This is a genomic window from Oscillospiraceae bacterium (assembly GCA_015065085.1).
GTDB lineage: Bacteria > Bacillota > Clostridia > Oscillospirales > SIG627 > SIG627.
Genome location: SVQW01000001.1, coordinates 128301 through 154668 on the forward strand (window position 1 = coordinate 128301; position 26368 = coordinate 154668).

A 26368-nucleotide genomic window follows, 5' to 3' on the forward strand; every position below is an offset into this window, starting at 1 on the left:
GTTGCCATGATTAAAGGGTGTACAAAGCGAGTCATTGTTATTAAAAATCCCGAGGGAAACTATTTTGATGAAGCGTATTTCATTGTCAAAGAACGCTTCAACGAACAGAAGCAGAGCGCGTCAAGTGAAACTAAAATGATTGACGAGGCCAATCGTATAATATCGGACAATATATTGAACAAGTATTGCACCCAGACACAGCAGGTCAGAAGAAAAGCGAGCTTGAAGTTTTCTCCCATAGCAGTATATATAATGGGAATGGCGACCTCTTGCCTTATCATAACTTTGTGCAGACTTGTCCTTTTTTGAGTAATTTATATTGCACTTGGTGCATATATTTTAATACCACTGAAAACGAATGAAATTGCATCGGCGGGCTGTCCGGTGCTTACATATTAAAATCATATACCATAACATGCCGTATATACAGTTACGGCTTTGTTGTTGTGTAATAATTTAAGAAAGGAATTTTATGGCAAAAAAGAAAAAGAACAAATCCATGCTAAAGGTTATTCCGCTCGGCGGACTGGGAGAAATCGGTTGCAATATAACCGCTGTTGAATATGAGGATGATATAATTGTTATCGACTGCGGCTTTGGCTTTCCGGATGATAACATGCTTGGTATCGACCTTGTAATTCCGGATGTTACGTATCTTGAAAAGAATATCGAAAAGGTAAGAGGCATTTTTCTCACTCATGGTCATGAAGACCATATAGGCGCCCTTCCGTATATTCTTAAAACTCTTAACGTCCCGATATACGGTACAAGTCTTACGCTTGAAATATTGGCTAATAAGCTTATTGAATTTAAACTTGATAAGGTCACCCGGACTGTAAAATGCGCCGCAGGGGACACTGTGGACATTGGTTGCTTCTCTGTTGAATTTATAAGAGTAAACCACTCTATTGCAGACAGCGTGGCGTTTTCCATAACCACTCCCGTCGGCGTTGTGATTTTTACCGGCGATTTTAAAATCGATCTTACCCCAATAGATGGTGAAATGATAAATCTCACTCGCTTCGGAGAACTGGGAAACAAAGGCGTACTTGCGCTGTTTTCTGACTCCACCAACGCTGAGAGACCGGGGTATACCCCCTCCGAACGTACTGTCGGACATTCCTTTGATAACATTTTCCACGGTACAACCAAACGTGTTGTTATAGCGAGTTTTTCTTCCAACGTTCACCGTGTACAGCAGATAATTGACGCTTCCGAAAAGTATGGACGCAAGGTGGCAATTATCGGACGAAGTATGATAAATATCGTTACAGCGGCAATTAAGCTTGGGTATATGCATGTGCCTGAGGGGATGATAGTTGATATAGATGAGATAAAAAAATATCGTCCTGACCAGCTCACCCTTATAACCACCGGAAGCCAGGGCGAGCCTATGAGTGCTTTGTACCGCATGGCGAATTCTACGCATGATAAGGTTCACCTTGGTATGGATGATCTTGTGGTTATTTCCGCAACGCCTATTCCGGGTAACGAAAAGCTTGTTTCCAAAATCATAAATGAGCTTTTGAAAAAAGAGGTCGAAGTGGTGTATGACCGACTTGCCGAGGTACATGTTTCCGGTCATGCCTGCCAGGAGGAGATTAAAACAATCATTGCTCTTACCAAACCAAAATATTTTGTTCCGTTGCACGGCGAATACAAGCATGTGACAAAATGTGCATCTCTGGCAGAATATATGGGCGTACCGCATGAGAATATACTTATCCCGGAGGTTGGCAAAGTGATGGAATTCGGCGAAGAATCCGCACGCTTCAACGGCAATGTCCCCGCGGGTAAGGTTCTTGTAGATGGTTACGGCGTGGGTGATGTCGGTAATGTTGTTCTGCGCGACAGGCGCCATCTTGCTTGCGACGGTCTTATAGTGGTAGTGGCCACCATCGACCTTGTCGGCGGATATCTGTTCTCCGGACCCGATATAGTTTCACGCGGATTTGTATATGTCAGAGAGTCCGAAGAGTTGATGGAGGAGCTTAAAAATATAGCCAAAGAGGCAATTTACTATTGCATAGATGAAAATATCAGTGATGCAAATGCCATCAAATCCAAGGTTAAGGATGACCTTACAAAGTATATTTATTCCAAAACCAAGCGCAAACCCATGATACTTCCCATAATAATGGAATAAGTAAAAAACGTGCTCGAAGTATTTTCGAGCACGTTATCTTTTTTGATAAAAAAGGTCACAGATTTCTGTGACCTTTTTCGGTTGGCGATTATTCAGCCGCGTAAACGGATACGCGGGTCTTTTTGCCGGGCATCTGTTCAAATTTAACAGTGCCTGCAACAAGTGCGAACAGAGTATCGTCAGAACCCTTTCCGACATTAACGCCGGGATGGATGTGTGTACCTCTCTGTCTAACAAGAATGTTGCCTGCGATGCAAGCCTGTCCGTCAGCTTTCTTAACGCCAAGGCGCTTAGACTCACTGTCACGGCCGTTCTTAGTAGAACCAACACCCTTCTTATGAGCAAAGAACTGTAAGCTTATTCTTAACATAGTATTTCTTCCTTTCCGATAGATTACTTTGTGTCCTTGAGGCTTATCTTTATGTTTTTCGGATACTGTGCGGCATAGTCTTCAAGCTGAAGCAAGAAACCATTAAGCACGCCGTAAGCCGATTTGTCACTAAATTGTGATTGGGGCAGAGAATAGGATAACTCTCCGCTTTCTTCAGCTTCAATTGCACCGCCGCAATGAAAAATCTCTTCCAGAGTGTTAACTACAAGAGACGTCATGGCGCTTACCGCGGCACAAACAATATCCTTTCCGTAGTCATCAAAACCTGCGTGGCCCGAAATCGAAAAGCCCGTAACATCAAAGTCTTGATTCCGGTAAAAAAACGCTTTGATCATTATTTCGCGATCTTGGTGATCTGAACCTTAGTGTAAGGCTGTCTGTGACCGATCTTCTTCTTCTCGTTCTTCTTAGCTTTGTACTTGAGAACGTGAATCTTCTTGCCCTTGCCGTTTTTAACGACACTAGCGGTTACGCTTGCGCCTGCAACGGTGGGGGTACCGGCAACAAAGCCTGCATCATCGGAGTAAGCAAGAACTTTGTCGAAAGTAACTGTCTGTTCAGCTTCAACGTCCAACTTTTCAACAAAGATAACGTCGCCTTCCTGAACCTTGTACTGTTTACCGCCTGTTAAGATAATAGCAAACATGGTATGCACCTCGCTTTCTTAATACGTCTCGCTACGGCAGGCATTCCGAAGAATTTTATGAACCTGCAATATGCGGTCATATCATTATACAATATAATGAATTTCTTGTCAAGAGTTGTGCACAATAAAATTGTAAATTTTTTGTGCACAAGTGATAATCCCGGATAAAAGTGCAAAAAATGAAAATTAACTATTTACAAATTTAACAAAAGTGTTATAATGTAATGGTAAATCAAAGGGTATCAATGAACTCTTTGATTTTTGTAAGCGCTTTCTGAATATGCTCAAGGCTGTATGCATACGAAATGCGGGCGAATCCTTCTCCGCAAGCACCGAAAGCCGTGCCGGGGACTATACCTACCTTGTGCTGATATAAAAGCTTTTCGCAGAATTCTTCACTGGAAAGACCGAATTTTGAAATGTTGGGGAATGCATAGAAAGCACCCTCGGGCTCGAAGCAATCTATGCCGATGTTTTTCAGACCCTTGAGAAGTATTTTTCTGCGTCCGTTGTATTCGCCACGCATGTATTCTATATCGTCATCTCCGTTTTTCAGTGCCTCTGTGGCGGCAAACTGACTTGTGGTAGGAGCACACATTATAGCATACTGATGTATTTTGAACATCTGACTGACGAGCGCTTCGGGAGCCGCAAGATACCCCATTCTCCAACCGGTCATGGCATATGCTTTTGAAAAACCACTTACCAGAATGGTGCGTTCTTTCATGTCGGGCAAAGAGGCGAACGAAACATGCTTTTTGCCATATGTAAGCTCGGCGTATATTTCGTCCGAAAGCACGATAATATCAGTTCCGCGCAAAACATCTGCTATTTTTTCCAGTTCATCTTTTTCAAGAATAGCACCTGTTGGATTGTTGGGGAAAGGAAGAACGAGGAGCTTTGTTTTATCGGTGATGGCGGACTTCAGCTCTTCTGCTGTCAGTTTGAATTTATTCTCTTCGCGCGTGTTTATAACGACCGGTGTAGCACCTGCCATTGCGGCGATGGGGGAGTAACATACAAAAGCAGGCTCTACGATAATAACTTCGTCGCCGGGGTTTACGACTGCGCGTATCGCAATGTCAATTGCTTCACTGCCGCCCACGGTAACAATGAGCTCACTTTGCGGATCGTACTCCAGATTGAATCTGCGGTCGAGATATTTTGAAATTTCAACTCTCAATTCGGTAAGGCCCTTGTTGGAGGTGTAATATGTCTTTCCGTTTTCAAGCGCTGTTATACCTGCTTCGCGTATGTGCCAGGGAGTTATAAAGTCCGGCTGACCGACGGTGAGAGAAATAACGTCATCCATGCTTTCGAGAATGTCAAAAAACTTTCGTATTCCCGAGGGCTTGGTATCGCGTACACGTTGCGCGATTATTTTGTCGTAGTTAATCAATTAAGATTTCTCCTCTCGTCTTTTTCGAGAACATCGTAAATTTCGCCTTTGTCCTTGTATTTTTTAAGCACAAAGTGTGTTGCAGTGGATTGAACCTGATCCAGCGGGGCAAGCTTTTCCGCAACAAAAAGAGCCACCTCGCGCATTGTTTTGCCTTCTATAAGAACCGAAAGGTCATAGCTTCCGCTCATCAGAAAAAGACTGCGTACTTCGGGGAAATTGCATATTTTTTTTGCAATACCGTCAAAGCCATGGTCTTTCTGAGGAATGATTTTAAGCTCAATCATGGCAGTAACATATTCGCGTTCTGTCTTGTCCCAGTCGATAAGGGTTTTGTAGCCTACGATAACTTTTTCCTTTTCATACTGCTCTATTGCAGCTTTAATGTCACTCTCATCCTTGTCGAGCATGAGGGCAAGTTGCTCGTATGTAAGACGGCTGTCGTTTTCCAAATATTGTAAAAGTGAATTTTTCATTTCAATGCTCCTGAAAAGATTATAATTTTAAAATTTTAAATATATAGGGGAAAATTATGAAAGAAATAACCTGCGTAATACCAACATTATCCTATCATAAGGAAATGCTTGAAAGGGCTGTCGATGGCAGAGCGGCGATAAATTATATCGACAGTAAAATAATCGAGCTCCGCGATATAAAAAACAGCGAAATAATGCTCGGCAACATTCCGCTGAATGTTGTAAATTCATGCACATCGCTCAAATGGCTTCAGCTCAGCACTGCGGGCTCGGATACCTACGCTGCTCCCGGTATACTTCCTAAAGGCTGTACTCTTACAAATGCCAGCGGTGCATTTGGACTTGCAATAGCCGAGCACATGATAGGCACTTTGCTGGAAATATACAAAAAACTGCATTATTACAGAGATAACCAAAATAACAGTCTGTGGCAGGATGAAGGTAGTGTGGAAACCATAGAAGGTAAAACCGTACTTGTTGTAGGATTAGGCGATATAGGAAGTACCTTTGCACGAAAAATGAAAGCATTGGGCGCTCACATTATAGGTATACGCCGTACCGCTCAAAAATGCCCTGAATATGTCGATGAGCTTTACATGCCCGAAATGCTTGATAAGCTTCTGCCACAGGCAGATATTGTGGCACTTTCCATTCCTCAGACACCTCAGACGGATAAGCTTTTTTCGAGAGAGAGAATTGCTTTGATGAAAGAAAGGTCGGTGCTTATAAACGTAGGCAGAGGCAGTGCTGTGGATACCGAGGCACTATGTGATGCCTTGGAAAGCGGAAAGCTACTGGGAGCAAGTCTTGATGTGACAGATCCGGAGCCGCTTCCCGCAGAGCACAGAATTTGGAAAATCAGAAATGCGGTTGTGACTCCGCATATATCAGGTTTTTTCCATCTGCGTGAAACTCATGATCGAATAATATCCATTGCCGCACAGAATATCACAAGATATTTTGAGGGAAAACCTCTCATCAATACGGTAGACATGAATACAGGATACCGCAGATCAGACGGTAATTAAAGAATAATGTGAACCGGCAGACCGTTCTCATATTTGGGAGCGGTCTCTCCTTTTATCAGAGGAAGTATATACTCAAGGCATTCGTCGGTAACAAAGTTTCCGCGCTCATTGATATAGTTGAGCGGAACACTGCGTACTGCGTTTGCAATTGTGGAAATATCGATAAGCTCAAATTCGCACTTGTATTCCTTGCCGGGCAGACGCTTGTAGGAAGCCATCATACCGGTTTTGCCTGCGATGGCATTGTCAACTGCAAAGTTGGCGATGTCAACACCCTCTTCTATGTCGGTGAGAGAGCCGAGATGAGCCGCACAACGCTGAAGAATATTAAGCTCGACAGAACGAACCTTGCAGCCGATACGATCTTTAACAATGAGTTCAAGCGCCTTTCCTGTGCCGGAAAGGTATTTGTGACCAAAAGCATCGACACTGCCGCTCTGAGCAGATTCACCGGCATATTTTCCGTCCTTGTCGCGTATACCCTCGGAAACTGCTACAACAACAGCGGACTTTTCGCTCAGCTTTTGCTTTACGTCTTCGATGAATTCGTCAACATTGAAGGGCTTTTCGGGCAGATAAATGAGGTCAGGCGAAACACCCGAAACAATTTTGGGCAGACCTGCAGAGGCGGTGAGCCATCCTGCATCACGTCCCATGATTTCAACTATTGTTACGGCTTTAACTGTGTAAACCGAACAGTCGCGTATAATTTCCTGCATGGAGGTTGCAATATACTTTGCGGCAGAACCGAATCCGGGTGTGTGGTCTGTGGCTACAAGGTCATTGTCGATGGTCTTGGGAATACCGATAACCTTCATTTTCCAATCGGAAACCTTTGAATATTCGGATATTTTATAAACGGTATCCATGGAGTCGTTACCGCCGATATAGAAGAAATATCCGATGTTGTGTTTCTTAAAAATATCAAAAAGCTTTTCGTATGTTTTTTTGCATTCGGGGTCTGTGTCCAGCTTTTTGATATCCGGAAGCTTAAGACGACAAGAGCCGAGAGCGGCTGCGGGAGTGGTTTTCAATATTTCAAGCTTTTCATCGGTGTCTACTTTTTCTCCCAGATTGCAGAAGCGTTCTGCGAGAACACCCTCGATGCCGTTGTATGCACCGTAAAGTGTACCGATTTCATCTTTGTGCTGGCGGTATCCGCGGATTACACCCGCAAGAGTTGCATTAATTGCGGCGGTAGGGCCGCCGGACTGACCTACAATAGCGTTAAGCATTTTTTATTCTCCTTATTCTTGTGTAATATTGTTAATATTGAAAGGGGTTTCTTGGTATACAAAGTAGTTTAGCCAGTTGGAATAAAGTAAATGAGCGTGGGAACGCCATTTGTTGACAGGCTTTTGGTTTGGATTGTCCCCGGGGAAATAGTTGTAAGGTACTTTGATATCCAGCCCCTTGTCAACGTCCCTGAAGTATTCCTTGGAAAGTGTGTCGTAATCGTATTCCGGGTGACCCGTTATGAAGAAATAACGGTTATTTTTTGCCGCCACCATGTACACACCGGCAATATCACTTTCAGAAAGTATTTCAAGCTTACTGCACTTCAAAATATCCTCCCGGCGTACCTCACTGTGACGTGAATGCGGGGCGTAAAAGCACTCATCAAATCCACGCACGATGGGGTGAGAGGGATTGTGTATTTTATGTTCAAATATGCCGAACATTTTTTGGTCTATGGGGTATTTGGGAATTCCGTATTTGTGGTAAAGCGCTGCTTGCGCTGCCCAACAAATAAATATTGAAGAGTGAACATTGGTGCGCGACCAGTCCATTATTTCGCACAGCTCTTTCCAGTATACAACCTCTTCAAATTCAAGATTTTCAACCGGTGCACCTGTTATTATCAAGCCGTCGAATTTTTCATCTTTTACGTCAGAAAAGTTTTTATAAAAAGCAGTCAGATGCTCTTCAGATGTGTTTTTCGACTTATAACTTTCGGTCTGCAAAAATGTAATGTCAATTTGCAATGGTGTGTTTGAAAGCAGACGAAGAATCTGTGTTTCTGTAACAATTTTTGTGGGCATCAGGTTCAGAATGGCAATACGAAGCGGACGGATGTCCTGATGCTGTGCACGTATTTCGTTCATTACGAAAATGTTTTCGTTTTCCAGCGTTTCACGTGCGGGTAATAAATTTGGTATTTTTATGGGCATAATACCCCTCCGGATGCATTATAAGTATTTTTTGAAAAATTCGGGTGCTAAGTTTCCGCCGAATGAATGTTCACCGTCGAATATATCGCTGTACAAATCCTTTTGGGCCTCTGCGGCAGTGTAAATTCTTTTAACATTGTCAAAACCGGTTTTGACAGTTTCATACGAGAAGCAGGAATCACGTGTGCCTATTTCCATAAGAAGAGGTCTGGGAGCAATCATCCCCGCAATATCAAAAGTGTCAAAATACTTGTATATTTCGGGAACCATCTGAGAACCGCACCAGTTTGCATTTCCTATGGCAAAATACTTGAATGGGCTTCCGTAGCATATGATGTCGGCACATTTGATTCGCTTGTCAAATGCGGATGTAAAGCAGGTCATTGTTCCGCCCTGGCTAAGTCCCATCATTCCGATGCGTTCGGGATCAATTTCTTCACGGGATTGGAGATAATCTATACAACACCCCATGTCATGTATATTGAGCATAAGTGTGTATACACCGAACATTGCGCCTTTTAAAAAATTTATATTACAGCTGTCACGTCCGGGAAAGGGCTTTATGGGGCCAAGACCGTCACGCCTTTCGCCAAATCCTCTCAGATCGGGGCAGATTGTCATAAAGCCGTGATGTGCCATCTGTTCGCCGTAATTATAGTTGCAGCGTTTTATATTTTCAATGATTGCTTGCTTGTCCGTTCCGGGATAATCGGTGATACCCGCAACGGGGAACTTACCCCACGGGCCGTGACCGTGCGAACATACGATAGCCGCGTTCTTTTTGTTCCTTTTCATATCCTTGGGGCGAATAACATAGCAAGGAACCGACATGTTGTCGTCGCAGTCGAAAACAACGCGCTCATAAATGAGACCGTCTTTTTCGAATGTGTCCTCGATTTCCGCTTCAAGCGGAACTTTTTTTATTTTACCCATACCCAAAAGCTCACAGTATTTTTCATACGCTTTGTCATACCATAGCTCAAAATCGCTTTTGCTTTTTCCTTCAAAAGTCATTTCGGGTTTGTGGTTGGCGGCTAAATCATCCCAATACTTCTGCATTGAGAATTGTTTTTTACTCATCGCTTTTCCCCTTAAGATATTCGATCATTGCCTTTATTTCTTCGGAGGCAAAATTATACTTTCCGTTGCAGAAATGGCATACGGTTTCTATGCCGTTAGGATCTTTAGCTAAGTCCTCAAGCTCGGTTATTCCAAGACTGAGAAGCGCCCCTTCATATTTTTCACGCGAGCAGGGACATTTGTAATCGACACTTATTGTGTCGAAAATGTCGAAGTCAATGCCGTTGAGCACCTTAGCACCGATTTCTTCACCTGTGAGGCCGTCTGCGATGAGCTGAGAGACCGATTTGAGATTCTTTATGTTGTTTTCGAGAGTAACAATAACGTTTTCATCCGCGCCCGGCATAAGCTGCAGAAGAAAACCGCCTGCTGCAAAGCAGATGTGCTCATCGGAAACACGTACGCCCAAAGCACATACGGACGGCGTCTGTTCACTCGAAGCGTAGTATTCGGTTATATCCTCTGCTATTTCACCGCTTACAATAGGCGAGAGACCTACGTACGGCTCATTTAGTCCAAGGTCTTTTATTATATATAAGTTACCTTTTCCCACTGCACCGCCTACGTCTATCTTGCCGAATTTGTTGGGCGGCAGGTCGAGCGAGGGATTCTGAACATAACCACGCACGTTCCCCAAATAATCGGATACGCACACAACGCTTCCTCCGGGGCCGTCACCCTTTAACTGAAGCGTAAGAGAATGCTCTTTGTCCTTGAGCAGTGAGCCCATAAGAGACGTTGCGGTAAGCGCACGTCCCAATACGGCGGTCATGGTGTGTGAAAGACCGTGTATCTCGGCGGCTTTTTTTACAATTTGCGTGGAATTGGCTATTATAAGCATAGCACTTCCGTCGCATGTCATTATTCTTGTTATTATGGAATTGTCGCTGGTTACATTTTTCTGCATACTAAATAAAATCTTTCCGTTTCTTCTTGATTTTTCATATCTGCCGGAGTAAAGTCGAAGTCGCTGTATATGCCGACTGCTTCAAGACCGGCGGTTTTAATGTAGGTGAGCATTTGTCTCAAGGTGTAACAACGCTCACGTTGAGTTTCACTGAAGCGTCGGTACAAATCGCCGTCGCGTACGAAAAAATCCAGATAAAAATCACACATGCGTGTGGAGGATTTATAATAATTCTGCCATGTGCAGAAAACATTGTCGCTTTCAAAAACGTAGGCGTTATCTGCGTATATATTTTTAAATTTGTATTCTGAATTTATATCAAAAATAAAATATCCGCCGTGGTTAAGATAGTTTTGCACATTACAAAAACATGATACAACATCGTCGGGATGCGTGAGATAATTTATACTGTCAAGACAGCAAACGATAAGGTCTACTGTCCCGTACAGTTCAAACTCCGCCATGTCCTGGTTCAGAAAAAGTATATCAAGCTTTTCGCTGTCCGCCTTCTGTCTTGCGAGAGCAAGCATTTCGGGGGATAAGTCAATGGCTGTGGTATCATAGCCTTCACGCGCAAAACGAAGTGCCATTTGCCCCGTACCACAGGCTAAATCCAGCACCGAGGAGGGGGAGAAGCCGTTTCTTTTACAAACATTTTTCAAAAAAACGAACCATTCATCGTAATCCACACCGTCATTGAGAATGTCATAGTAAGCAGCGAGATTTGAATACTGCTCAGACATCAGCGGTTTCCTCGTTTTTCCTGTTCTTCCAGCGCTTCCAGGCGATCAAGAACACGCAGATATCCGTCAGAACCGTATTTGAGACAACGATTTACTCGGCTTATTGTAGCGGTACTGAGTCCTGTTTTGTCCGCAATATCGTTGTATATAACGTTCTGTCGGAGAAGCCTTGCCACCTCAAGGCGCTTGGACATTTCGCAAAGCTCCGAGGCTGTGCACAAATCCTCAAAAAAGTTATAGCATTCCTCCATGTCTTCCAATGAAAGTATGGCTTTAAAAAGATAGTTGATATTTGCACTTTTGAGTTTATCGTTCATTTTTTCTCTCCTATTCAAATAACATATTGATAAAATCGGCTTTGGTCATGGATCCGATATAATTTTCGATTTTAATATTTTCAAGTGCGGCTGTGACAGCATGTCTTTCATGGCGTACACCTGTAAGAAGGTTTTCAATTTCAGCCGTATCTTTCGTACCGAAAAAGTCACCGTATATGCCGATATGCGTAATAACTGCACATTTTACGGTGTAGCGAATGTCCACTAATCCAAACGAAAAATACTTTTTAGCGCGGTTTTCGTATGTCCCTCTGGGTGTAAAGGTCCAATCGTGAGAGGCGTACTTTTCCCTGAGCTTAAGGATTTTTTCATTTTCTGCGGCAGTGATGGTATGCGCTGTTGGCCTGTACATCTTTTGAACGTGATCTCCAATGAGGTTCATAAAATCCTCGACTGCAATGTCGGAATTTTCAAAAAGCGGCTTCAGATTTGAAACACGGCTTTTGACGGATTTTATTGACTTTGATTTAATTTTGTCGGGATCAACTGTCAACAGATTCGGCATTATTGAAAGGTCGCTGTCAAAAAGCAATGTGCCGTGATGCAGGGTTCGCGAGTCGGTGGAGTACTGTGCATTTCCGGAAAATTTCATTCCATTATAGAGAATGTCGTTTCTTCCGGAAAGCTCGGCATTTATACCATACTGCGAAAGCACCGAAATAATGGGGGAGGTGAAGTAAGAAAAATTCAATACTCCCGATTTTTCCCGTGAAGTAATAAAGGTATAATTTACATTTCCCAAATCGTGATATACCGCTCCGCCACCGGTAATACGGCGAACGACGGTGATGTTCTTTTCCTTGGCGTATGGAATATTTATTTCCGCGTATACATTCTGATTTTTTCCTATGACAGCGGTATTGTTGTTCCGCCACAGCATGAAAACATCTTCATCGTTGTTTGTAAGAAAATATTCCTCAACCGCCAGATTGTAGTATGGGTCAAAAGAATTTGTATTAATTGTGATCACGGTATCCTCCGGCTCGGTTTGTATGAAATTATACAGTATATAGTATAACATTTAATTTTGGTTTTGTAAAGAACTAAAGTGAAACTTTTTAAATTTTATGCCTTAAAATTAATGTTTTCGATAAATAAATAAAAAAACGCTGTCCGAAACTTTGTTTCGGACAGCAAAATTTTGTAAAAAAAGGTTTATTATCTCAATTCCTTGACAAGCTCGTTTGCTTTGTTGATAAGAACTTCGGCAACGTTGGGCTTGAATGGGCTGGAACCTGACTCGTATCCACCCTCGTAAGCATCACGAGTGGGGAAGTAACCTTCGGAACCATTTGCGCAGCAGCAGATAAAGCATCTTTCAAAACCGGAAGCATTCTTTACCTGACGACCAATTTCGGTAAAAGGCTCGCCGGGGAATGCAACAAAGCAGATGTTGGCAAACTTAATGGCGGTAACGCGAAGCTCGTGGTGGTCGGAAGGGAACTTTTCCATTCTGAGGACACGGTAACATTTTGCAAGAAGACTTACGTCCTCCATATTGTTGGTTACGAATTCGCCTCTCTTGTCCTTTTCGACAATGGGAATAGCTGCCTCAATTTCTTCGGGAGTACCCTTGTTAGCGCCTACAATAGCAAAATCCTGTCTGTAATCTACATTGCCGTCATCCGAAGGCTCAAGCTTTTCATAAAGACCAAGTACAGTACCGGCAATTATGCGACCCATGGTTTTCGCATGGCCCACGCCACCTTCACCGATGTTTGCATGCTGGATTTCAATTTTTCTCTTGGTTTTGGGAGGATGAACGTTGATGTGGTTGGTATCACCCTCTGCACCGTTATAGAAAATGCACTTGGTGTTGGGAAGAACTTCTTCAACAGTATCACGAACATATTTGGGGAAGTCAGCGGAGAATTTCGTTCCGCCCACAACGTCTGCGTGCACCTGGAAGTTGACCAGAATGATTTCATGACCGCCCTGTTGTGCGAGAGAAACGACCTGAACGCTTTCATCGTTTTCTCCGATTGGATGGTCGATGTTGGGATTGTCGACACCGGGGTTGGTCTGAACTTTGCCGTCCTTCATCTTATATCTGCGGATAAAGGAGATGTTTTCAGCCTTGGAAAGACCGGTTTTGATTTCAACGGGCTTGAGGTCCTGAATAGCGAGCGCAACAACATCGCTTATTTTGCAGGCGAACATTTCGTTGTACAGTTCACTGGCTTGATTGTAGGTAGTATCTGCAAAGACAGGGCCGGTGTGCGTATGTGTGCAGGCCATAATGACAGCCGCCGGGTCAAGCTTGTTGACCTCACATACTTTTTCAAGCACCTTTTTATAAACGGCGGTTGGGATGGAAATTACGTCAATGCTGAGGATTGCGGCACGTTTTTCGCCGTCATCTACTACCAAAGCGGAAGCCAGAAGCGGATCTACAATTCCGTCTGCCACTCTGCGTGCATAGTATCCTGCAATACAGGTACCCAGCTGGGGAGTGATATCTATTCTTGCAAAACCTGCTTTCAACATGGTTTTTTACCTCTTTCAAAAATTAAAGTGTAATAGTTTTTCCTTCGTCGGATGCGCGGTATGCAGCATCAATAACCTTCTGCATCCATATAGCATCGGACATAGGAACTTCAACGGGAGTACCGTTGAGAATGGAATCGGAGAAGGACTCGATTTCCTTGGTGTACATGTTGCCGAATTCAACATCCAGTTGCTTGGGAGTCACATCCACACGGTTCTGAGCTGCGTCATAACCGCTTTCACCGGAAATAACAACCGAAACTGTACCGCCCTCAACCTGACCGATAGTGCCTTCAGCCAAAATACTTCCGCGGGTGCCGTAGAATTCGAGACGGCATTTTGCGGCAGCGTCGGGAATGTTGAAGTTGGAATCAACGTATGCATGAGCACCGTTTGAAAGCTTAAGAATAACATTGGAGGTGTCATCTACATTGTAGCCGTGAGTAAGAGTATCGTTGAAAGCGGCAACCTTGACAGCCTTGGAGCCGGTGATGTATTCAATAAGGTCGATACAGTGGATACCCATGTCAATAAGAGCGCCGCCACCGGAAAGCTCCTTCTTCTGACGCCATGCACCTTCCATCGGAGGATACCAGCAGGTCAGCTGACCGCGACAGGAAACGATATCGCCCAGTTCGCCGTCTGCAATAAGCTTTTTCATTGCCTGGTGGTAAGCGTGGTAACGCATCATAAAGCCGGAAGCGGAGAGAACACCGTTTTCGTCGCAGGCGGCTTTTGCTTTTTCAGCATCCGCAACAGTCATTGCAATGGGTTTTTCGGAAAGCACATGTTTCTTTGCCTTGGCTGCGGCTATTATCTGTTCAAGATGACAGCCAACGGGAGAAGCAATGTATACTGCTTCTACCTCGGGGTCTGCGAGGAGAGCTTCTGCATTATCGTAAGCTCTTTTTGCGTTGTATTTTGCACGGATTTTTTCGCTGAGTTCCATGTTGATTTCCATAACGGCAACAAGCTCGGCATTTTTAGCCAGCATCATGCCGGGAATGGTTCTTCTGTCAGCGATACCGCCGGCGCCTATAACGCCCCATTTTACCTTTTTCATATAGATAATTCCTTTCTGGTGGTTGAAGAATACAAAAATGGGAACGGGCACACACCTGCGCGTGTGCCGTTCCCGTTTATATCTTATTTCAGATGATTCTTGATTACCTGGGTCAGACCATCGATACACTTGTTAATGTGTACCTCTTCCCAAGAGGGATGCAGGAACAGACAAACGGTAGCAAATCTGAGGTCGTGTGCAACGGGACAGTGAGCCTTGGTGTAATCAACGGAAGCCGCATCGGTGTATTCCTTGGATTCGAAGGGGAACTGAGCGGAACCGAAGCCCTGATGCTCGGTGTAAGCTTTTTCGAGGTAAGCCTCGGGCCACTGGATACCATAGCAAGGAATTTTCATGGAGCCAAGCTCTTTAATGATAGCGGGAGCATCACAGTCAAGAGCATCTCTGTCGATAACGATAGGATACCACCAGTAGGAGTTCTTTCTCTCTTCGGTGTTAACAGGCAGCTTCTTGATACCCTTCATGCCGCCGAATGCCTTATCATACATAGCAGCATATTTCTTTCTTCTTGCAAGATTCCAGTTGTCGAATCTCTTGAGCTCATTGATACCGATGATAGACTGGATTTCGGTCATTCTGTAGTTGAAGCCTACTCTTCTGTGGATGTAGGGGAGCTTTTCTTCCAGAGCGAGCATGCTCATTCTCTGCTTAACATCGTAACCGTGGTCACGGAAGGAACGGCATTCCCAACCGATTTCTTCGTCGTTGGTAACAACCATACCGCCCTCACCGCCGGTGGTGAAGTGCTTGGACTGGCAGAAGGAGAAGCATCCTACGTCACCGATCAAACCGGCTTTAACGCCGTTGAACTCACCGCCGAAGCACTGAGCACAGTCTTCAACAACCTTGAGGTTGTGCTTCTTTGCAACAGCCATGATGCCTGCCATATCAGCAACAACACCGTAAAGGTGAACAACAACGATACCCTTGGTTCTGGGGGTGATGAGAGCTTCAATCTTGTCGGGGTCGAGAGTGTGATCCTCGGTAACATCGCAGAATACGGGGATAGCGCCCGCCTGAACAACTGCGAAAGAGGAAGCGATAAAGGAGTAGGATGTAACGATAACCTCGTCGCCGGGGCCTATGCCGAGAGCTGCCAGAGCGATGTGAAGCGCTGCAGTACCATTGGTGCAGGAGATCGCCATCTTGGCGCCGATCCATTCTCTCCACATTTCTTCAAATTCCATACCTTTGGGACCTGTCCAGTAGTTAACCTTACCGTTGATGATAGGTTCCTGGATATCTTTTAATGTTTCGGGAGCGAACTGGGGCCACATGGGAAAGCCGATTTCAGCAATACCGGCACCGTTCATTACGAGTTCTTCATTTTTGTTTGCCATGATTGTATATCCTTTCTTGTATAAATATAGTTTCAATTGTCAATCAATAATCACATTGATGTCACAAGTATAACATTATTTATATATGTTGTCCATATAAAATTTACACAGACCTTTGCAATTTAAAGATGTTTTTTAGTAAAAAACATGCATCCGAATGCTTTTTACGACACGGATGCATGTTTGAAAAAGAAGAAAATGAACTTACAGTGTTTTAATTAGTTTTTCTTGCAGATAAATCCTTGCACGGTCAAGGCGTTTTTTGGCGAGGCATTCGCTGATTCCCAACAGCGTTGCAATTTGCGAAACACAAAGATGTCGGACATCGTAAAGCACAATAACCTCACGTTGTTTACGCGGTAACGACTTCACGGCATTTATGATATTCAATTGCGTCGTAGTGAAGTCTTCGGATGTATACATAATCGTTCCTTTCAGTATCAGTAAAGCGTTGAATTGCGTTTGAGAAAATCAACGCGGACATTGTTGTCGGCATCCTGGTATTTCGCGTAATCTGCCATATATACCATATCGCTGTCGGGACTATACTCGACATCTCCTGTGTACAAATAGAGAACAACGCCTCTTTTAGGGAAAGACATGGAGTGCGAAACACGGTTTACCGTGTCATTGAGGATGCGATCGATTTCTTCCCGGTCTGTAACTTCCGTAATCCGCAGCGGTTCCTCATCGGAATAAATCTGTACATCAATCTTTACGATTTTCGCATTTTCTTTCGCCACGAGATTGTCGATTTCATCAAGGTAAGAATACTTTCTGAGTATTTCCAGGGTTCGTGTAAAGCCTGCAGGAATTGAAATAGTCATGTTGCGCTCGTAATCTACGTTGTTTCTCATTACATCGTAGTCAGCAACGTCGACCGTCTGAATAGCCGTAACAAATGTTTTTTCGTTTTCAAGCGATGTTATATTTCCATTCAGATTGTACAGAAGCTCCAATGTGTATTGGGTGTTGTCCTGAAGCCCTTCAAAGTCGGTATTCTTGTAATCTTCAATAAGAGCCAGTCGCAATTCTTCCAGAACGTCCTTTGAGTATATCGCGAGTTTTGCAGGATTATCGCTGTATCTCAAAAGGTTAGAGCCCGGCTGTGCCCATACAAATTCCGCGTCCTCCAGCACTGTTATTACAGGGTCGGAGTAGGAGGGAGAATCGTATATGGTTTTGTAAAGCTCATACATTTCCTCTGTCCTTGTGAAGTAACTGCTTCGCAGAGGGCGTATCTCTTCTTGGTTTTTCATCATACGCACAACTACATGATTACTGCGTCCGAGATTGCTTAAAGCTATGTCATCGAAAATCTTCAATCCGCTGTAGCTCACCGAGTTTTCCGGCCCGTTGAACAAATACGAATAGTTGCCGTTTCGTATCTGTTCATGAAGCATGGTATACAGCTTTATGGCCGCTTCCTTTTCCTCATCCGATTCCATTCTGCTCAGACAGAATTCACGCTCATCGACAGTGTAATAGTTTTGCGTTATTACACTGTGATTGAGTGAAACCTCAACATAATCTACCTGAGATAACGCGGGCTCACGGTAACGGAATATACCGAATATGTCAATTACTATAACCACAAACACAACAATGAATATGAGAGCCGACCATAAAAGTCTCAAAGGCTTTTTAAAGATTGCTTTGACGTCTCTTTCAAATATGATGTTGAGCACCATAAATGAAACTACAAGACCTATAACAGAGCCTACGATTATATTTATCACAGAGCGGTCTGAAACGGCATAGAAGAACAGTCCGCCCGCAAAAGCGACTATGAAGCAGTACATGTACTGCAAAATAAGGCGCAGAGGCTTGAATACTATGGCGCTGCTCCAGCTTTCGGCAGGGCGTATGTTGCAGATAAAGCATCCCAATGCGCCGATAATTACGGAGGATATTACTGCCATGACGTATGTCCATACGGTAGGAGCAAGTTCGTTGTACACGAGTATACGTACAATGGGTGTGATTGGCAGTATGTCCTTCAGTATTTTTTCAGAAAAATCAATTATGTCATTGTTGAAGATTTCTGCCGATGCCAAAAGCATTGCCAAGAATACGATGGGGTAAAAATTGATGGTGCCGTATACTACCAACGCGTTTATTCCGTTGCTTGTGAGAAGCACCGCCACTGTTCCTATGGCAAAGAAGAGCAGGAAAAACGCCAGATTGTTGCCCAGCATGGCAAGCATTCCGTTGTTTTCGGCAGACATAAATAAAAGCTTTGATATATTCAGGAACTTCCACGATCCCATTATGTTAAGACCGACTATTGTCACAACGGAGGTGAACAGCAGAGGGATAACGTAATAAATGACACCCGAAATGAAGTTTGCAATGTAGCACTCCGTGCGCGTCAGCGGCAGGGAAAGGAAAAAGTCAGCCGAATTTTTCTTCCTGAAATGGAAGAAAAGTACATAAGCCAGAACAAGTCCCGCAACTGCGGCGATAAGGCTGAGAAAAATTGAATAGTACTCATCTGTCAAGTCAAAAATGCTGCGTAACTGACGTTCGACAGTTCTGGCATAATCCATTTTTTCGATACCGATGCGGTTGTCAAAACGGTCCATATAATCGCCGATTTCCATAAACACGGGAATGGGACCGCATATCAGCATAACTACCGTCAGAAGAATGATTATGGAACGTCCGATTTTAAGATTGTGACGGATGTATTGAGAAATGTTCTTAAACATTCATTTCACCTCCCGTAAATGCCGTAAGTCCTTTTGCTTTAAGTTCGTAACAGAAGATTTCATCCAGTGTAAGGCGTATGGGCTCAAAATAAGATACCGTGCTTCCGTTATCTTCGCAGTACGCACGGAATTTGCTTTCTATCTCATCAGCCGCACCGGGCGCAATAAAGCTGTAAAGCTTGCCCTTGTTTGTCAGAGAAGATATTTCTATATCCTGCGGAATGATACTTTCCGGGGCATTTTCTATAACCGTCTGATAACGGAAAATGTTGTCCTTTATATCGTCAAGTGAACGGTTTATAACCAGTTTGCCGTTGTCGATAAGCGCTATGTGGTCGCAAAGATCCTCCAGCTCGTACAGATTGTGCGAGGACAGTATGACCGTAGCACCCTGCTCAGCTACATAAGCCATCAGCTCACGCTTGGCATAACCTCTCATAAGCGGGTCGAGGCCGTCAAAGGTTTCGTCGCATAACATATACTTGGGCATGGTTGAAAGAGCCAGTATCACTTCGCATTGACGAAGCATTCCTTTTGAAAATGTATTAAGCAAACGTTTTTTGTCCAGCCCGAAATTACCCACCAGTTTTTCAAAATATTCATCCGAAAAGTTGGGGTAAAACCTTTTGTGAAACTCCGCACACTGTAAAAGATTTGCGGATTTGAAAAAATAATGGTCGTCCGGCAGGTAGGATAGTGTTTGCTTCAGCTCTCTGTTATCAAACACACCGTTACCGTCAATGAGTACCTTTCCGCTATCCGGTCTGTAAACCCCTGCAAGTATTCTCAGAAGTGTTGATTTTCCTGCGCCGTTTGTGCCGACAAGTCCAAGTATAGATCCGTTATTTATATTAAGATTTATATCATCCAGTGATTTTACACCGCTGGAAGGATAGGTTTTTGATATGTTGATTATTTCAATCATTTTTAATGTCACCTCCACAGTAACCTTTGTGAATTGCAGTTTCCAGCTCCGCCATGTCTATTCCTAAATCTTTAGCCTCCTTTGCTGCTATGTGAAGCTTTTTCAGGATTTCTGATTTTTTTGCTTCCAGAATGCTTGAGCCGATGATGGAAACAAAACATCCTTTTCCCAGAACAGTGTAGGTTATTCCCTGACGCTCCAGCTCGCTGTATGCCTTCTGAATTGTGTTGGGATTTATACCTAATTCCGCCGCCAACGCTCTGACCGAAGGAAGTTGCTCATCCTCGGTAAGTATCCCTCGCATTATTTGATCCTTTATCGATTCCACAAGCTGTTCGTAAATAGGTCTTCGGTCGCGGAAATCAACGTTTATCATTGTAGCCATACTTTCACCCCTTTTCGCAATGACGTAAGTGTACTATTCGTGTTAGTACAGTTGTATGATATCATAAAAAATTGTGTTTGTCAATAGTTTTGGAAAAAAATGATAAAAAAATATTATGTTGGCGGGAATTATTTTTTCTTTAATGTGCAAACTAAAGACACAACAACGAAAGGAAAGTGAAATAATATGCCTAAATTAAGCTGTACCGTTACCGATTGTACTCATAATAAGGATAACCTTTGCTGTCTTGACGCAATAAAGGTTGGAAAGATGAACGCAGTTCAGACCTGCGATACCGAGTGTGACAGCTTTTCTCAGAAGGATGACATTGTGAAGAAGTTCATTTCTTCCGTTGAAAAGCCTGTAAGTGACCTGTATATCGAATGCGATGCGAAGCATTGTGATTACAATGCCGACAACAGCTGTACCGCTGCCGATGTTCACATTTGCGGCAATAAGTGCTGTACTTGCTCCGATACACAGTGCGACACATTCAAATGCAGCGATAAATAAAAAGGGATAATATACGGTTTAGCCAAATCCGCAGACGAAAAAGCTTTCGTCTGCGGTTATTTTTTTACATAGGTTTTTACTTTATCTTATGGTTGATATTTTGCATTTTTTTGGTCAATATTGATATTGATTTTATCATTTATGTGTGATATAATTACATCTCGATGAATACTGAATTATGAAAGGTACATATTGTATGACAATAACAAACGCTTTGCTGCTGGTGCTGACTACCGTGGCAGTTGTTACTGCCGAATCCTTTAATAATCTGTTCGGCAAAAAAATGGTTAAAAAAAGCACGGATATTACCCGCTTTACCATGATAACCTCAGTGTGCTCCATTCTTACTTTTGTTGTATTGGGACTTTTTTCGGGCGGATTGGAAATTCCCACGCTGTATACTTTGATGATGGGCGGTATTTTCGGTCTCATACTCACCGGGTTTCAGCTTGCACTCTACCGTGCACTGGGGCTGGGTTCCTTTGCTTATACAACGCTCCTTTCCTCCTGCGGTATGGTTATTTCCGCACTGTTTGGAGTGGTATGGTTTCACCAGAGCATCAATGTTTTCCAGGTGATAGGTGTTGTTTTAATGCTCATTATGTTTTATTTCAACGCCAACCCGAAGAAGAATGAAAGCGTAAGTGCAAAGTGGCTGTTTTTCGCAATAATCGTATTCTTCCTCAACGGCGGCTTCGGAGTTATGCAGACAGTTTTTCAAGCATACGTTCCCGATGGAGAACCGCAGATGAACGAGTTCCTTATCGTTGCGTTTGCAATTTACGCAGTTGCGTCGTTCCTGAGTGTGCTCAAGAACGAAAAATCTGTTTCAAAGGTGTTTTCAATCAAGCCTGCTACTGTTGCAATAGCATCGGTGGTGGGTGTGGGAACGGCAATAAACCACAGTGTCAATCTTTATCTTTCCGGTGTTATGGACAGCATCATATTTTTCCCTATTGCAAACGGAGGATGCTTGATATTCTGTACACTTGTTTCAGCGGTTATATTTAAGGAACGATATAATGCCAAGCAGTATGCAGGTCTTGTGCTGGGTATAGTTGCGATTCTTCTTCTGAGCAATGTAATGAATAATTTTATAAATGTATAAAGGAGTTTATGTTATGCAGGTATTGTTTTTTGTAATCAATCGTCTTGACAAAATTGATGAGCTTCTGGAAAGATTCAACGAAGCCGGATTGAAGGGAGCTACCGTCATCAATTCCACCGGTATGGCCCATGCTTTGGCAAATCATCACGAGGATGATCTTACTTTTGCTTCTCTGCGTGCGTTTTTTGTGGGAAACCGCGAGGATAACCGCACTATTTTTATGGTGGCGGACGATAAGGCTGTGGAAATCGCAAGAAATATTTTCCATGAGGTGATTGATGTGACACAGCCGGATTCCGGTATAGTTTTCGGTATGCCGGTAACTTTTGTTGATGGCATTTCTTCACTTGAGGATTGATGGGGGAGTTATTTTGTATGGAATTTAATACCCTTGTTTATATAGCGATTCTTCTTGCTGCGGGGCTTTTGTGCGGAAGACTTGTAAAGCTTATAAAGCTTCCCAATGTAACAGGTTACCTGTTGGCGGGTCTTCTTTTGGGGCCTTATGTTTTTAAGATACTTCCCGAAAATGTGGTTTCGGATTTTTCTGTTGTTTCTGATATGGCGCTTGCGTTTATCGCTTTTACCATAGGTCTTACGTTTAAGCGCTCGTATTTTAAACGTGTCGGTATGATGCCGGTGATAATAGCATTTTTTGAGGCACTTGTTGCGGTATTTCTGGTTCAGTTCGTGCTTATTGCCTGCGGCTTTGATAAAGCATTTTCCATAGTTCTGGGTGCTATCGCCGCGGCTACTGCACCGGCTGCAACCATTATGGTAATAAAGCAGTATAAGGCAAAGGGACCGGTTACCGAGACACTTCTCAGCGTTGTTGCAATTGATGACGCGGTGGCGCTTATGGCGTTTGGTTTTTCCGTTACGATTGCCAATTCCATGAACGGGAACGGCGGCAGTATACTCATGTCCGTGCTTCAACCGTTTATTGAAATCGGTCTTTCTGTGCTTATTGGTGCTGTTGTGGGGGTATTTATGCTTATTCCCATGAAGTACTTCAAAAAGACTTCAAACCGCCTTTCCATAGCTGTTTGCGCAGTATTTCTTTCCAGTGGTGCTGCTTCCATGTTTGGAGCTTCGGCACTTTTGACCACCATGGTTACCGGTATGGTATTCTGCAACATTTCCAATGAAAGTGACACCGTCGCAAATATCGCCGACAATGTTACTCCGCCCATTTTTATGATGTTCTTCGTTATTTCGGGTGCGCAGCTTAATGTAAGTATAATCCCGCAGATAGGAATTGTGGGAATACTTTACCTTGTTGTAAGAGTTGCCGGAAAAATGCTGGGTTCCTACATCGGTGCAAAGCTTACCCATGCACCCGATAAGGTTTGTAAGTACATAGGTCCCACGTTGATCCCTCAGGCAGGTGTTGCAATAGGATTAACCATTGTCGCTCAGACATCTGTACCTCAATATGCGGACGTAATACGCGCTGTAATACTTTGCGCTACACTGATCTACGAAATCATAGGTCCTGTAATTACAAAAATAGCTCTTGTGAAGGCGGGCGAAATAAAATCTGACATCGTCGGTGCAAAATGATTATACGAAAAAAGAACTGCAATATCGAGTTGCAGTTCTTTTGTTTTTATATAATTAACAAGTTTACTGTTTTTTTAAAAAACATATACAGGGAATTTATATATTGGTCTTGTTGTGTCACATTTTATACACGCGAAGTACATATAAATGTGTAAAATATTATACGTGAATAAATTTTGGGAAAGGAAAATACCATGTCAGAAAAGAATAATACAGAAACTCAAACCAACACCGCACAAGAGATTTTTGAAGGCAAAAATAACAAAAAGCCAAAAAATCATAAGCGCCGTAGGCTCATAAGCGGTATTATCAGATGGCTTTCAGTGATTGTGTTAATTGCAGGCGTGTGCATATTCGTATGGAAGAATGATAAGGCATATTCGTTTGCTCAGAAATACATAAGCTTTTTGCCCGAGCGAAGTGCTGCGGTGCAGAGCACCTCGGGTTATACGGTGGCTCCCGCCGAACGCCGCACCATCAGTGTTACTCTTACAGGCACGGGAACACTTCAGCCAATTGATTCATACACCATAACCGCTAAGGTTACGGGTGAGATAATGAGCGCAGATTTTGAAGAAATGGATATTGTTGAAAAGGATCAGGTGCTGTATACAATAGATTCTGCCGATTTGCAAAGCGACATACGTGATTTTGCCGACAATGTGGAGGATGCACGCGAGGCACTTGACGAACTCATGGAAGACTATACAGACCTTGTGCTTTACAGTGACTACGGCGGTGTCTGTGAAGAGGTATATGTTGAAGAGGATGATACAGTTCAGAAAGGTGCAAAAATAGCTCATATAATTGACCGTGATACAATGCTTCTCGAGGTTCCTTTCTTCGTACAGGATATTCCCGATATAAATGTGGGACAGTCGGCGGTTGTTACCGTCAATTCCGCTTCCGACAGCGTTATCGGTGTTGTTACAAAAATCGGCTCTCTCGAAACAGTAACTTCGGTTGGTGCAAAGCTCCGCACTGTTACTGTCAGTGTAAAAAACCCCGGAAGCATTACTACTGCTACCACAGCCTATGCAATCGTAGGCGATATTGAATCCGCAGGAGAGGGCACATTTAAGTACAATGTAGATGAGGAAATAACTGCTGTATACAGTGGAGAAATAGAAACCCTTAACATTTCCGAGGGTGACAGAATTTCGGAAGGCTCGGTTATATTGAAAATTTCCTCCGAAAATCTCGATGACCAAAAAGAAAATCTGGAAAAACAGCTTGAAAAGGCTCAGGAAAACTATAACGATTACCTCGAAAAGCTTGAAGACTATACAATAACCGCTCCTATTGCGGGAACGGTTGTTCAGAAGAATTACAAGGCTTCCGACAATATTTCAAGCGGTACAGGCGGAAATTCCGCTTTGGCTATCATATACGATATGTCAAAGCTTAATTTTGAAATGAATATTGATGAATTGGATCTTTCTCTCATCAAGGAGGGACAGGAGGTTAGCATAACCTCCGATTCATTTGATGAAACATATACGGGCTATGTTAAGAAAAAGAGTATTATCGGCTCCAGCTCCATGGGCACCACAACTTACCCGGTTACCATTGAGCTTGACGGAAACGATGTACTTTTGCCGGGTATGAACGTTAATGCAACCATATATATTGAAAAGGTTGAAAATGCGCTTGCAGTACCCGTTGAAGCGATAATGCGAGGAAATAAGGTCAGGGTTCTGAAAAAAGATGCAGGAAATGGTGCACCCGGTGATAAGATTCAGCAGGAAAAGGAAACGTTTGGTAAAGACGAAATGCCGCAGATGCCGGAAAAAATGGAAATTTCCGATATGTCGCAGTCAGATCGTGAAAAACTCCCGCAAAGACAGCAGGGCTTCGAGCGTCACAATGCTTTTGGAAACATGAACGTACAGGAAGGCGATTTTGATATCGTTGAGGTTGTTACCGGTGTGAGCGATGATGACTATGTTGAAATAGTTTCGGGACTTGAAGAAGGAGATATGGTTGTTATTCTGAACACCACAGTTGACTCAAGCGCCACTGTTACCGGCGGTATGATGGGCATGGGCTCAATGGGTGGTATGGGCTCAATGCCGTCGATGGGTGGAAACATGGGCGGAGGCTTTAACAGCGGAAATATGGGAGGCAGAATGCCCAGATGATAAGATTTGAACATATATCAAAAATATATGAAATGGGTGACACAGAGGTAAGAGCAGCAGATGACATATCTTTTCGAATCGGAAAAGGTGAATTTGTAGCCATCGTAGGCCAATCAGGCTCCGGAAAATCTACCTGTATGAATATTATAGGATGTCTTGATGTACCTACATTGGGCTCATATTACCTCAACGATGTCGATGTTTCCACTCTTAACGACAATAAGCTGGCGGACATAAGAAACAAAACACTGGGATTTATATTTCAACAGTATAATCTGATACCCAAGCTCAATGTGCTTGAAAATGTGGAGCTTCCTTTGCTTTACAGCGGTATGCCCAAGTCACAAAGACGACGTATGGCAATGGAGGCACTCAAAAAGGTTGGGTTGGAGGAAAAAGCGAAAAACCTTCCGTCACAGCTTTCGGGTGGACAGCAGCAGAGAGTTTCCATAGCAAGAGCACTTGCGGGCAATCCGCCTGTTATACTTGCTGACGAGCCTACCGGTGCTCTGGATTCCCGAACGGGCAGGGAAGTGCTGGAATTTCTGCAGAAGCTTAACAGCGAGGGGAACACGGTTGTTCTTATTACCCATGATAATGATATAGCCCGTAAGGCACAGCGTATTATACGTCTTGCGGACGGCAAAGTGATATATGACGGGCCTTCCGACGGAGCGGGCGCGGTGGTAAATCCTGAGCTTTCTCACGAAGAACAGCATAAAGGAGGTAAAAAATGAGCTTTTATCAATCTTTTTTGCTGGCTCTGAAAGGACTCAGTACCAGTAA

At 43.5% G+C, this 26368-nt stretch carries 28 protein-coding genes; 9 read left to right on the forward strand and 19 right to left on the reverse strand.

Features of this window, described 5'->3' with window-relative positions:
• Positions 1–6: 6 nt before the first annotated feature.
• Both E7588_00635 and E7588_00640 read left to right on the forward strand, forming a co-directional pair.
• Positions 7–309 carry a hypothetical protein gene (locus E7588_00635; GenBank protein ID MBE6687764.1) on the forward strand — a complete coding sequence of 101 codons (303 nt, stop codon included), beginning with the start codon at positions 7–9 and terminating at the stop codon, positions 307–309.
• A gap of 163 nt (positions 310–472) precedes the next feature.
• Positions 473–2146 carry a ribonuclease J gene (locus E7588_00640; protein ID MBE6687765.1) on the forward strand — a complete coding sequence of 558 codons (1674 nt, stop codon included), beginning with the start codon at positions 473–475 and terminating at the stop codon, positions 2144–2146.
• A gap of 88 nt (positions 2147–2234) precedes the next feature.
• Here E7588_00640 and E7588_00645 read toward each other — a convergent pair whose 3' ends face one another.
• The 5 genes from E7588_00645 to E7588_00665 form a co-directional block, all read right to left on the reverse strand.
• A complete protein-coding gene (locus E7588_00645; GenBank protein ID MBE6687766.1) occupies positions 2235–2516 on the reverse strand; it encodes a 50S ribosomal protein L27 in 282 nt (93 codons plus the stop codon).
• 23 nt (positions 2517–2539) lie between these two features.
• Positions 2540–2872, reverse strand: coding sequence for a ribosomal-processing cysteine protease Prp (locus E7588_00650; GenBank protein ID MBE6687767.1), 333 nt, complete (start codon positions 2870–2872; stop codon positions 2540–2542).
• Positions 2872–3183, reverse strand: coding sequence for a 50S ribosomal protein L21 (gene rplU, locus E7588_00655; GenBank protein ID MBE6687768.1), 312 nt, complete (start codon positions 3181–3183; stop codon positions 2872–2874). The genes E7588_00650 and rplU overlap by 1 nt, the downstream gene beginning before the upstream one ends.
• 232 nt (positions 3184–3415) lie before the next feature.
• On the reverse strand, positions 3416–4495 hold the full coding sequence (locus E7588_00660) for an aminotransferase class I/II-fold pyridoxal phosphate-dependent enzyme (GenBank protein ID MBE6687769.1): 1080 nt from the start codon (positions 4493–4495) through the stop codon (positions 3416–3418).
• An 83-nt stretch (positions 4496–4578) separates the two neighbouring features.
• The gene (locus E7588_00665) at positions 4579–5058 is read right to left on the reverse strand and encodes an Lrp/AsnC family transcriptional regulator (GenBank protein MBE6687770.1); all 480 of its coding nucleotides are present in this window, start codon (positions 5056–5058) and stop codon (positions 4579–4581) included.
• 56 nt (positions 5059–5114) lie between these two features.
• Between E7588_00665 and E7588_00670 the strand changes: the two genes are divergently transcribed.
• Positions 5115–6086, forward strand: coding sequence for a D-2-hydroxyacid dehydrogenase (locus tag E7588_00670; GenBank protein MBE6687771.1), 972 nt, complete (start codon positions 5115–5117; stop codon positions 6084–6086).
• Here the strand turns inward: E7588_00670 and E7588_00675 are convergent.
• From E7588_00675 to E7588_00740, 14 genes are all read right to left on the reverse strand, one after another.
• The gene (locus E7588_00675) at positions 6083–7321 is read right to left on the reverse strand and encodes a 6-phosphofructokinase (protein MBE6687772.1); all 1239 of its coding nucleotides are present in this window, start codon (positions 7319–7321) and stop codon (positions 6083–6085) included. The genes E7588_00670 and E7588_00675 overlap by 4 nt on opposite strands.
• A 12-nt stretch (positions 7322–7333) precedes the next feature.
• Positions 7334–8257 carry a homoserine O-succinyltransferase gene (gene metA, locus E7588_00680; protein ID MBE6687773.1) on the reverse strand — a complete coding sequence of 308 codons (924 nt, stop codon included), beginning with the start codon at positions 8255–8257 and terminating at the stop codon, positions 7334–7336.
• Positions 8258–8275: 18 nt separating this feature from the next.
• Complete coding sequence (locus E7588_00685) at positions 8276–9337, reverse strand: hypothetical protein (protein MBE6687774.1); 1062 nt, start codon at positions 9335–9337, stop codon at positions 8276–8278.
• The gene (locus tag E7588_00690) at positions 9330–10199 is read right to left on the reverse strand and encodes an Hsp33 family molecular chaperone HslO (protein ID MBE6687775.1); all 870 of its coding nucleotides are present in this window, start codon (positions 10197–10199) and stop codon (positions 9330–9332) included. Before E7588_00690 ends, E7588_00685 begins: the two co-directional genes overlap by 8 nt.
• Before the next feature lie 29 nt (positions 10200–10228).
• Entirely contained in the window at positions 10229–10987 is a 759-nt protein-coding gene (locus E7588_00695) for a class I SAM-dependent methyltransferase (GenBank protein MBE6687776.1), read from the reverse strand.
• On the reverse strand, positions 10987–11304 hold the full coding sequence (locus E7588_00700; GenBank protein ID MBE6687777.1) for a TrpR-like protein, YerC/YecD: 318 nt from the start codon (positions 11302–11304) through the stop codon (positions 10987–10989). The genes E7588_00695 and E7588_00700 overlap by 1 nt, the downstream gene beginning before the upstream one ends.
• Before the next feature lie 10 nt (positions 11305–11314).
• Positions 11315–12346 (reverse strand): lipoate--protein ligase, encoded by a 1032-nt coding sequence (locus E7588_00705; GenBank protein ID MBE6687778.1) that lies wholly within the window; start codon positions 12344–12346, stop codon positions 11315–11317.
• A gap of 137 nt (positions 12347–12483) precedes the next feature.
• Positions 12484–13812, reverse strand: coding sequence for a hypothetical protein (locus tag E7588_00710; GenBank protein MBE6687779.1), 1329 nt, complete (start codon positions 13810–13812; stop codon positions 12484–12486).
• Between the two features lie 22 nt (positions 13813–13834).
• Positions 13835–14875: a Gfo/Idh/MocA family oxidoreductase gene (locus E7588_00715; GenBank protein MBE6687780.1), complete on the reverse strand. Its 1041-nt coding sequence runs from the start codon at positions 14873–14875 to the stop codon at positions 13835–13837.
• A gap of 83 nt (positions 14876–14958) precedes the next feature.
• Positions 14959–16209, reverse strand: coding sequence for a DegT/DnrJ/EryC1/StrS family aminotransferase (locus E7588_00720; GenBank protein MBE6687781.1), 1251 nt, complete (start codon positions 16207–16209; stop codon positions 14959–14961).
• 231 nt (positions 16210–16440) lie between these two features.
• Entirely contained in the window at positions 16441–16659 is a 219-nt protein-coding gene (locus E7588_00725) for a hypothetical protein (GenBank protein ID MBE6687782.1), read from the reverse strand.
• 17 nt (positions 16660–16676) lie between these two features.
• Positions 16677–18947 (reverse strand): hypothetical protein, encoded by a 2271-nt coding sequence (locus tag E7588_00730; protein ID MBE6687783.1) that lies wholly within the window; start codon positions 18945–18947, stop codon positions 16677–16679.
• Positions 18940–19872, reverse strand: coding sequence for an ABC transporter ATP-binding protein (locus E7588_00735; GenBank protein ID MBE6687784.1), 933 nt, complete (start codon positions 19870–19872; stop codon positions 18940–18942). Before E7588_00735 ends, E7588_00730 begins: the two co-directional genes overlap by 8 nt.
• On the reverse strand, positions 19865–20248 hold the full coding sequence (locus tag E7588_00740) for a GntR family transcriptional regulator (protein ID MBE6687785.1): 384 nt from the start codon (positions 20246–20248) through the stop codon (positions 19865–19867). Before E7588_00740 ends, E7588_00735 begins: the two co-directional genes overlap by 8 nt.
• 195 nt (positions 20249–20443) lie before the next feature.
• Between E7588_00740 and E7588_00745 the strand changes: the two genes are divergently transcribed.
• From E7588_00745 to E7588_00770, 6 genes are all read left to right on the forward strand, one after another.
• Positions 20444–20770: a DUF1540 domain-containing protein gene (locus E7588_00745; GenBank protein ID MBE6687786.1), complete on the forward strand. Its 327-nt coding sequence runs from the start codon at positions 20444–20446 to the stop codon at positions 20768–20770.
• A 178-nt stretch (positions 20771–20948) separates the two neighbouring features.
• Positions 20949–21878, forward strand: coding sequence for a hypothetical protein (locus E7588_00750; protein MBE6687787.1), 930 nt, complete (start codon positions 20949–20951; stop codon positions 21876–21878).
• Positions 21879–21891: 13 nt separating this feature from the next.
• Positions 21892–22236 carry a hypothetical protein gene (locus E7588_00755; GenBank protein MBE6687788.1) on the forward strand — a complete coding sequence of 115 codons (345 nt, stop codon included), beginning with the start codon at positions 21892–21894 and terminating at the stop codon, positions 22234–22236.
• A gap of 17 nt (positions 22237–22253) precedes the next feature.
• A complete protein-coding gene (locus E7588_00760; GenBank protein MBE6687789.1) occupies positions 22254–23441 on the forward strand; it encodes a cation:proton antiporter in 1188 nt (395 codons plus the stop codon).
• Between the two features lie 194 nt (positions 23442–23635).
• Positions 23636–25582, forward strand: coding sequence for an HlyD family efflux transporter periplasmic adaptor subunit (locus E7588_00765; protein MBE6687790.1), 1947 nt, complete (start codon positions 23636–23638; stop codon positions 25580–25582).
• Complete coding sequence (locus tag E7588_00770; protein ID MBE6687791.1) at positions 25579–26319, forward strand: ABC transporter ATP-binding protein; 741 nt, start codon at positions 25579–25581, stop codon at positions 26317–26319. Before E7588_00765 ends, E7588_00770 begins: the two co-directional genes overlap by 4 nt.
• Positions 26320–26368: the final 49 nt, after the last annotated feature.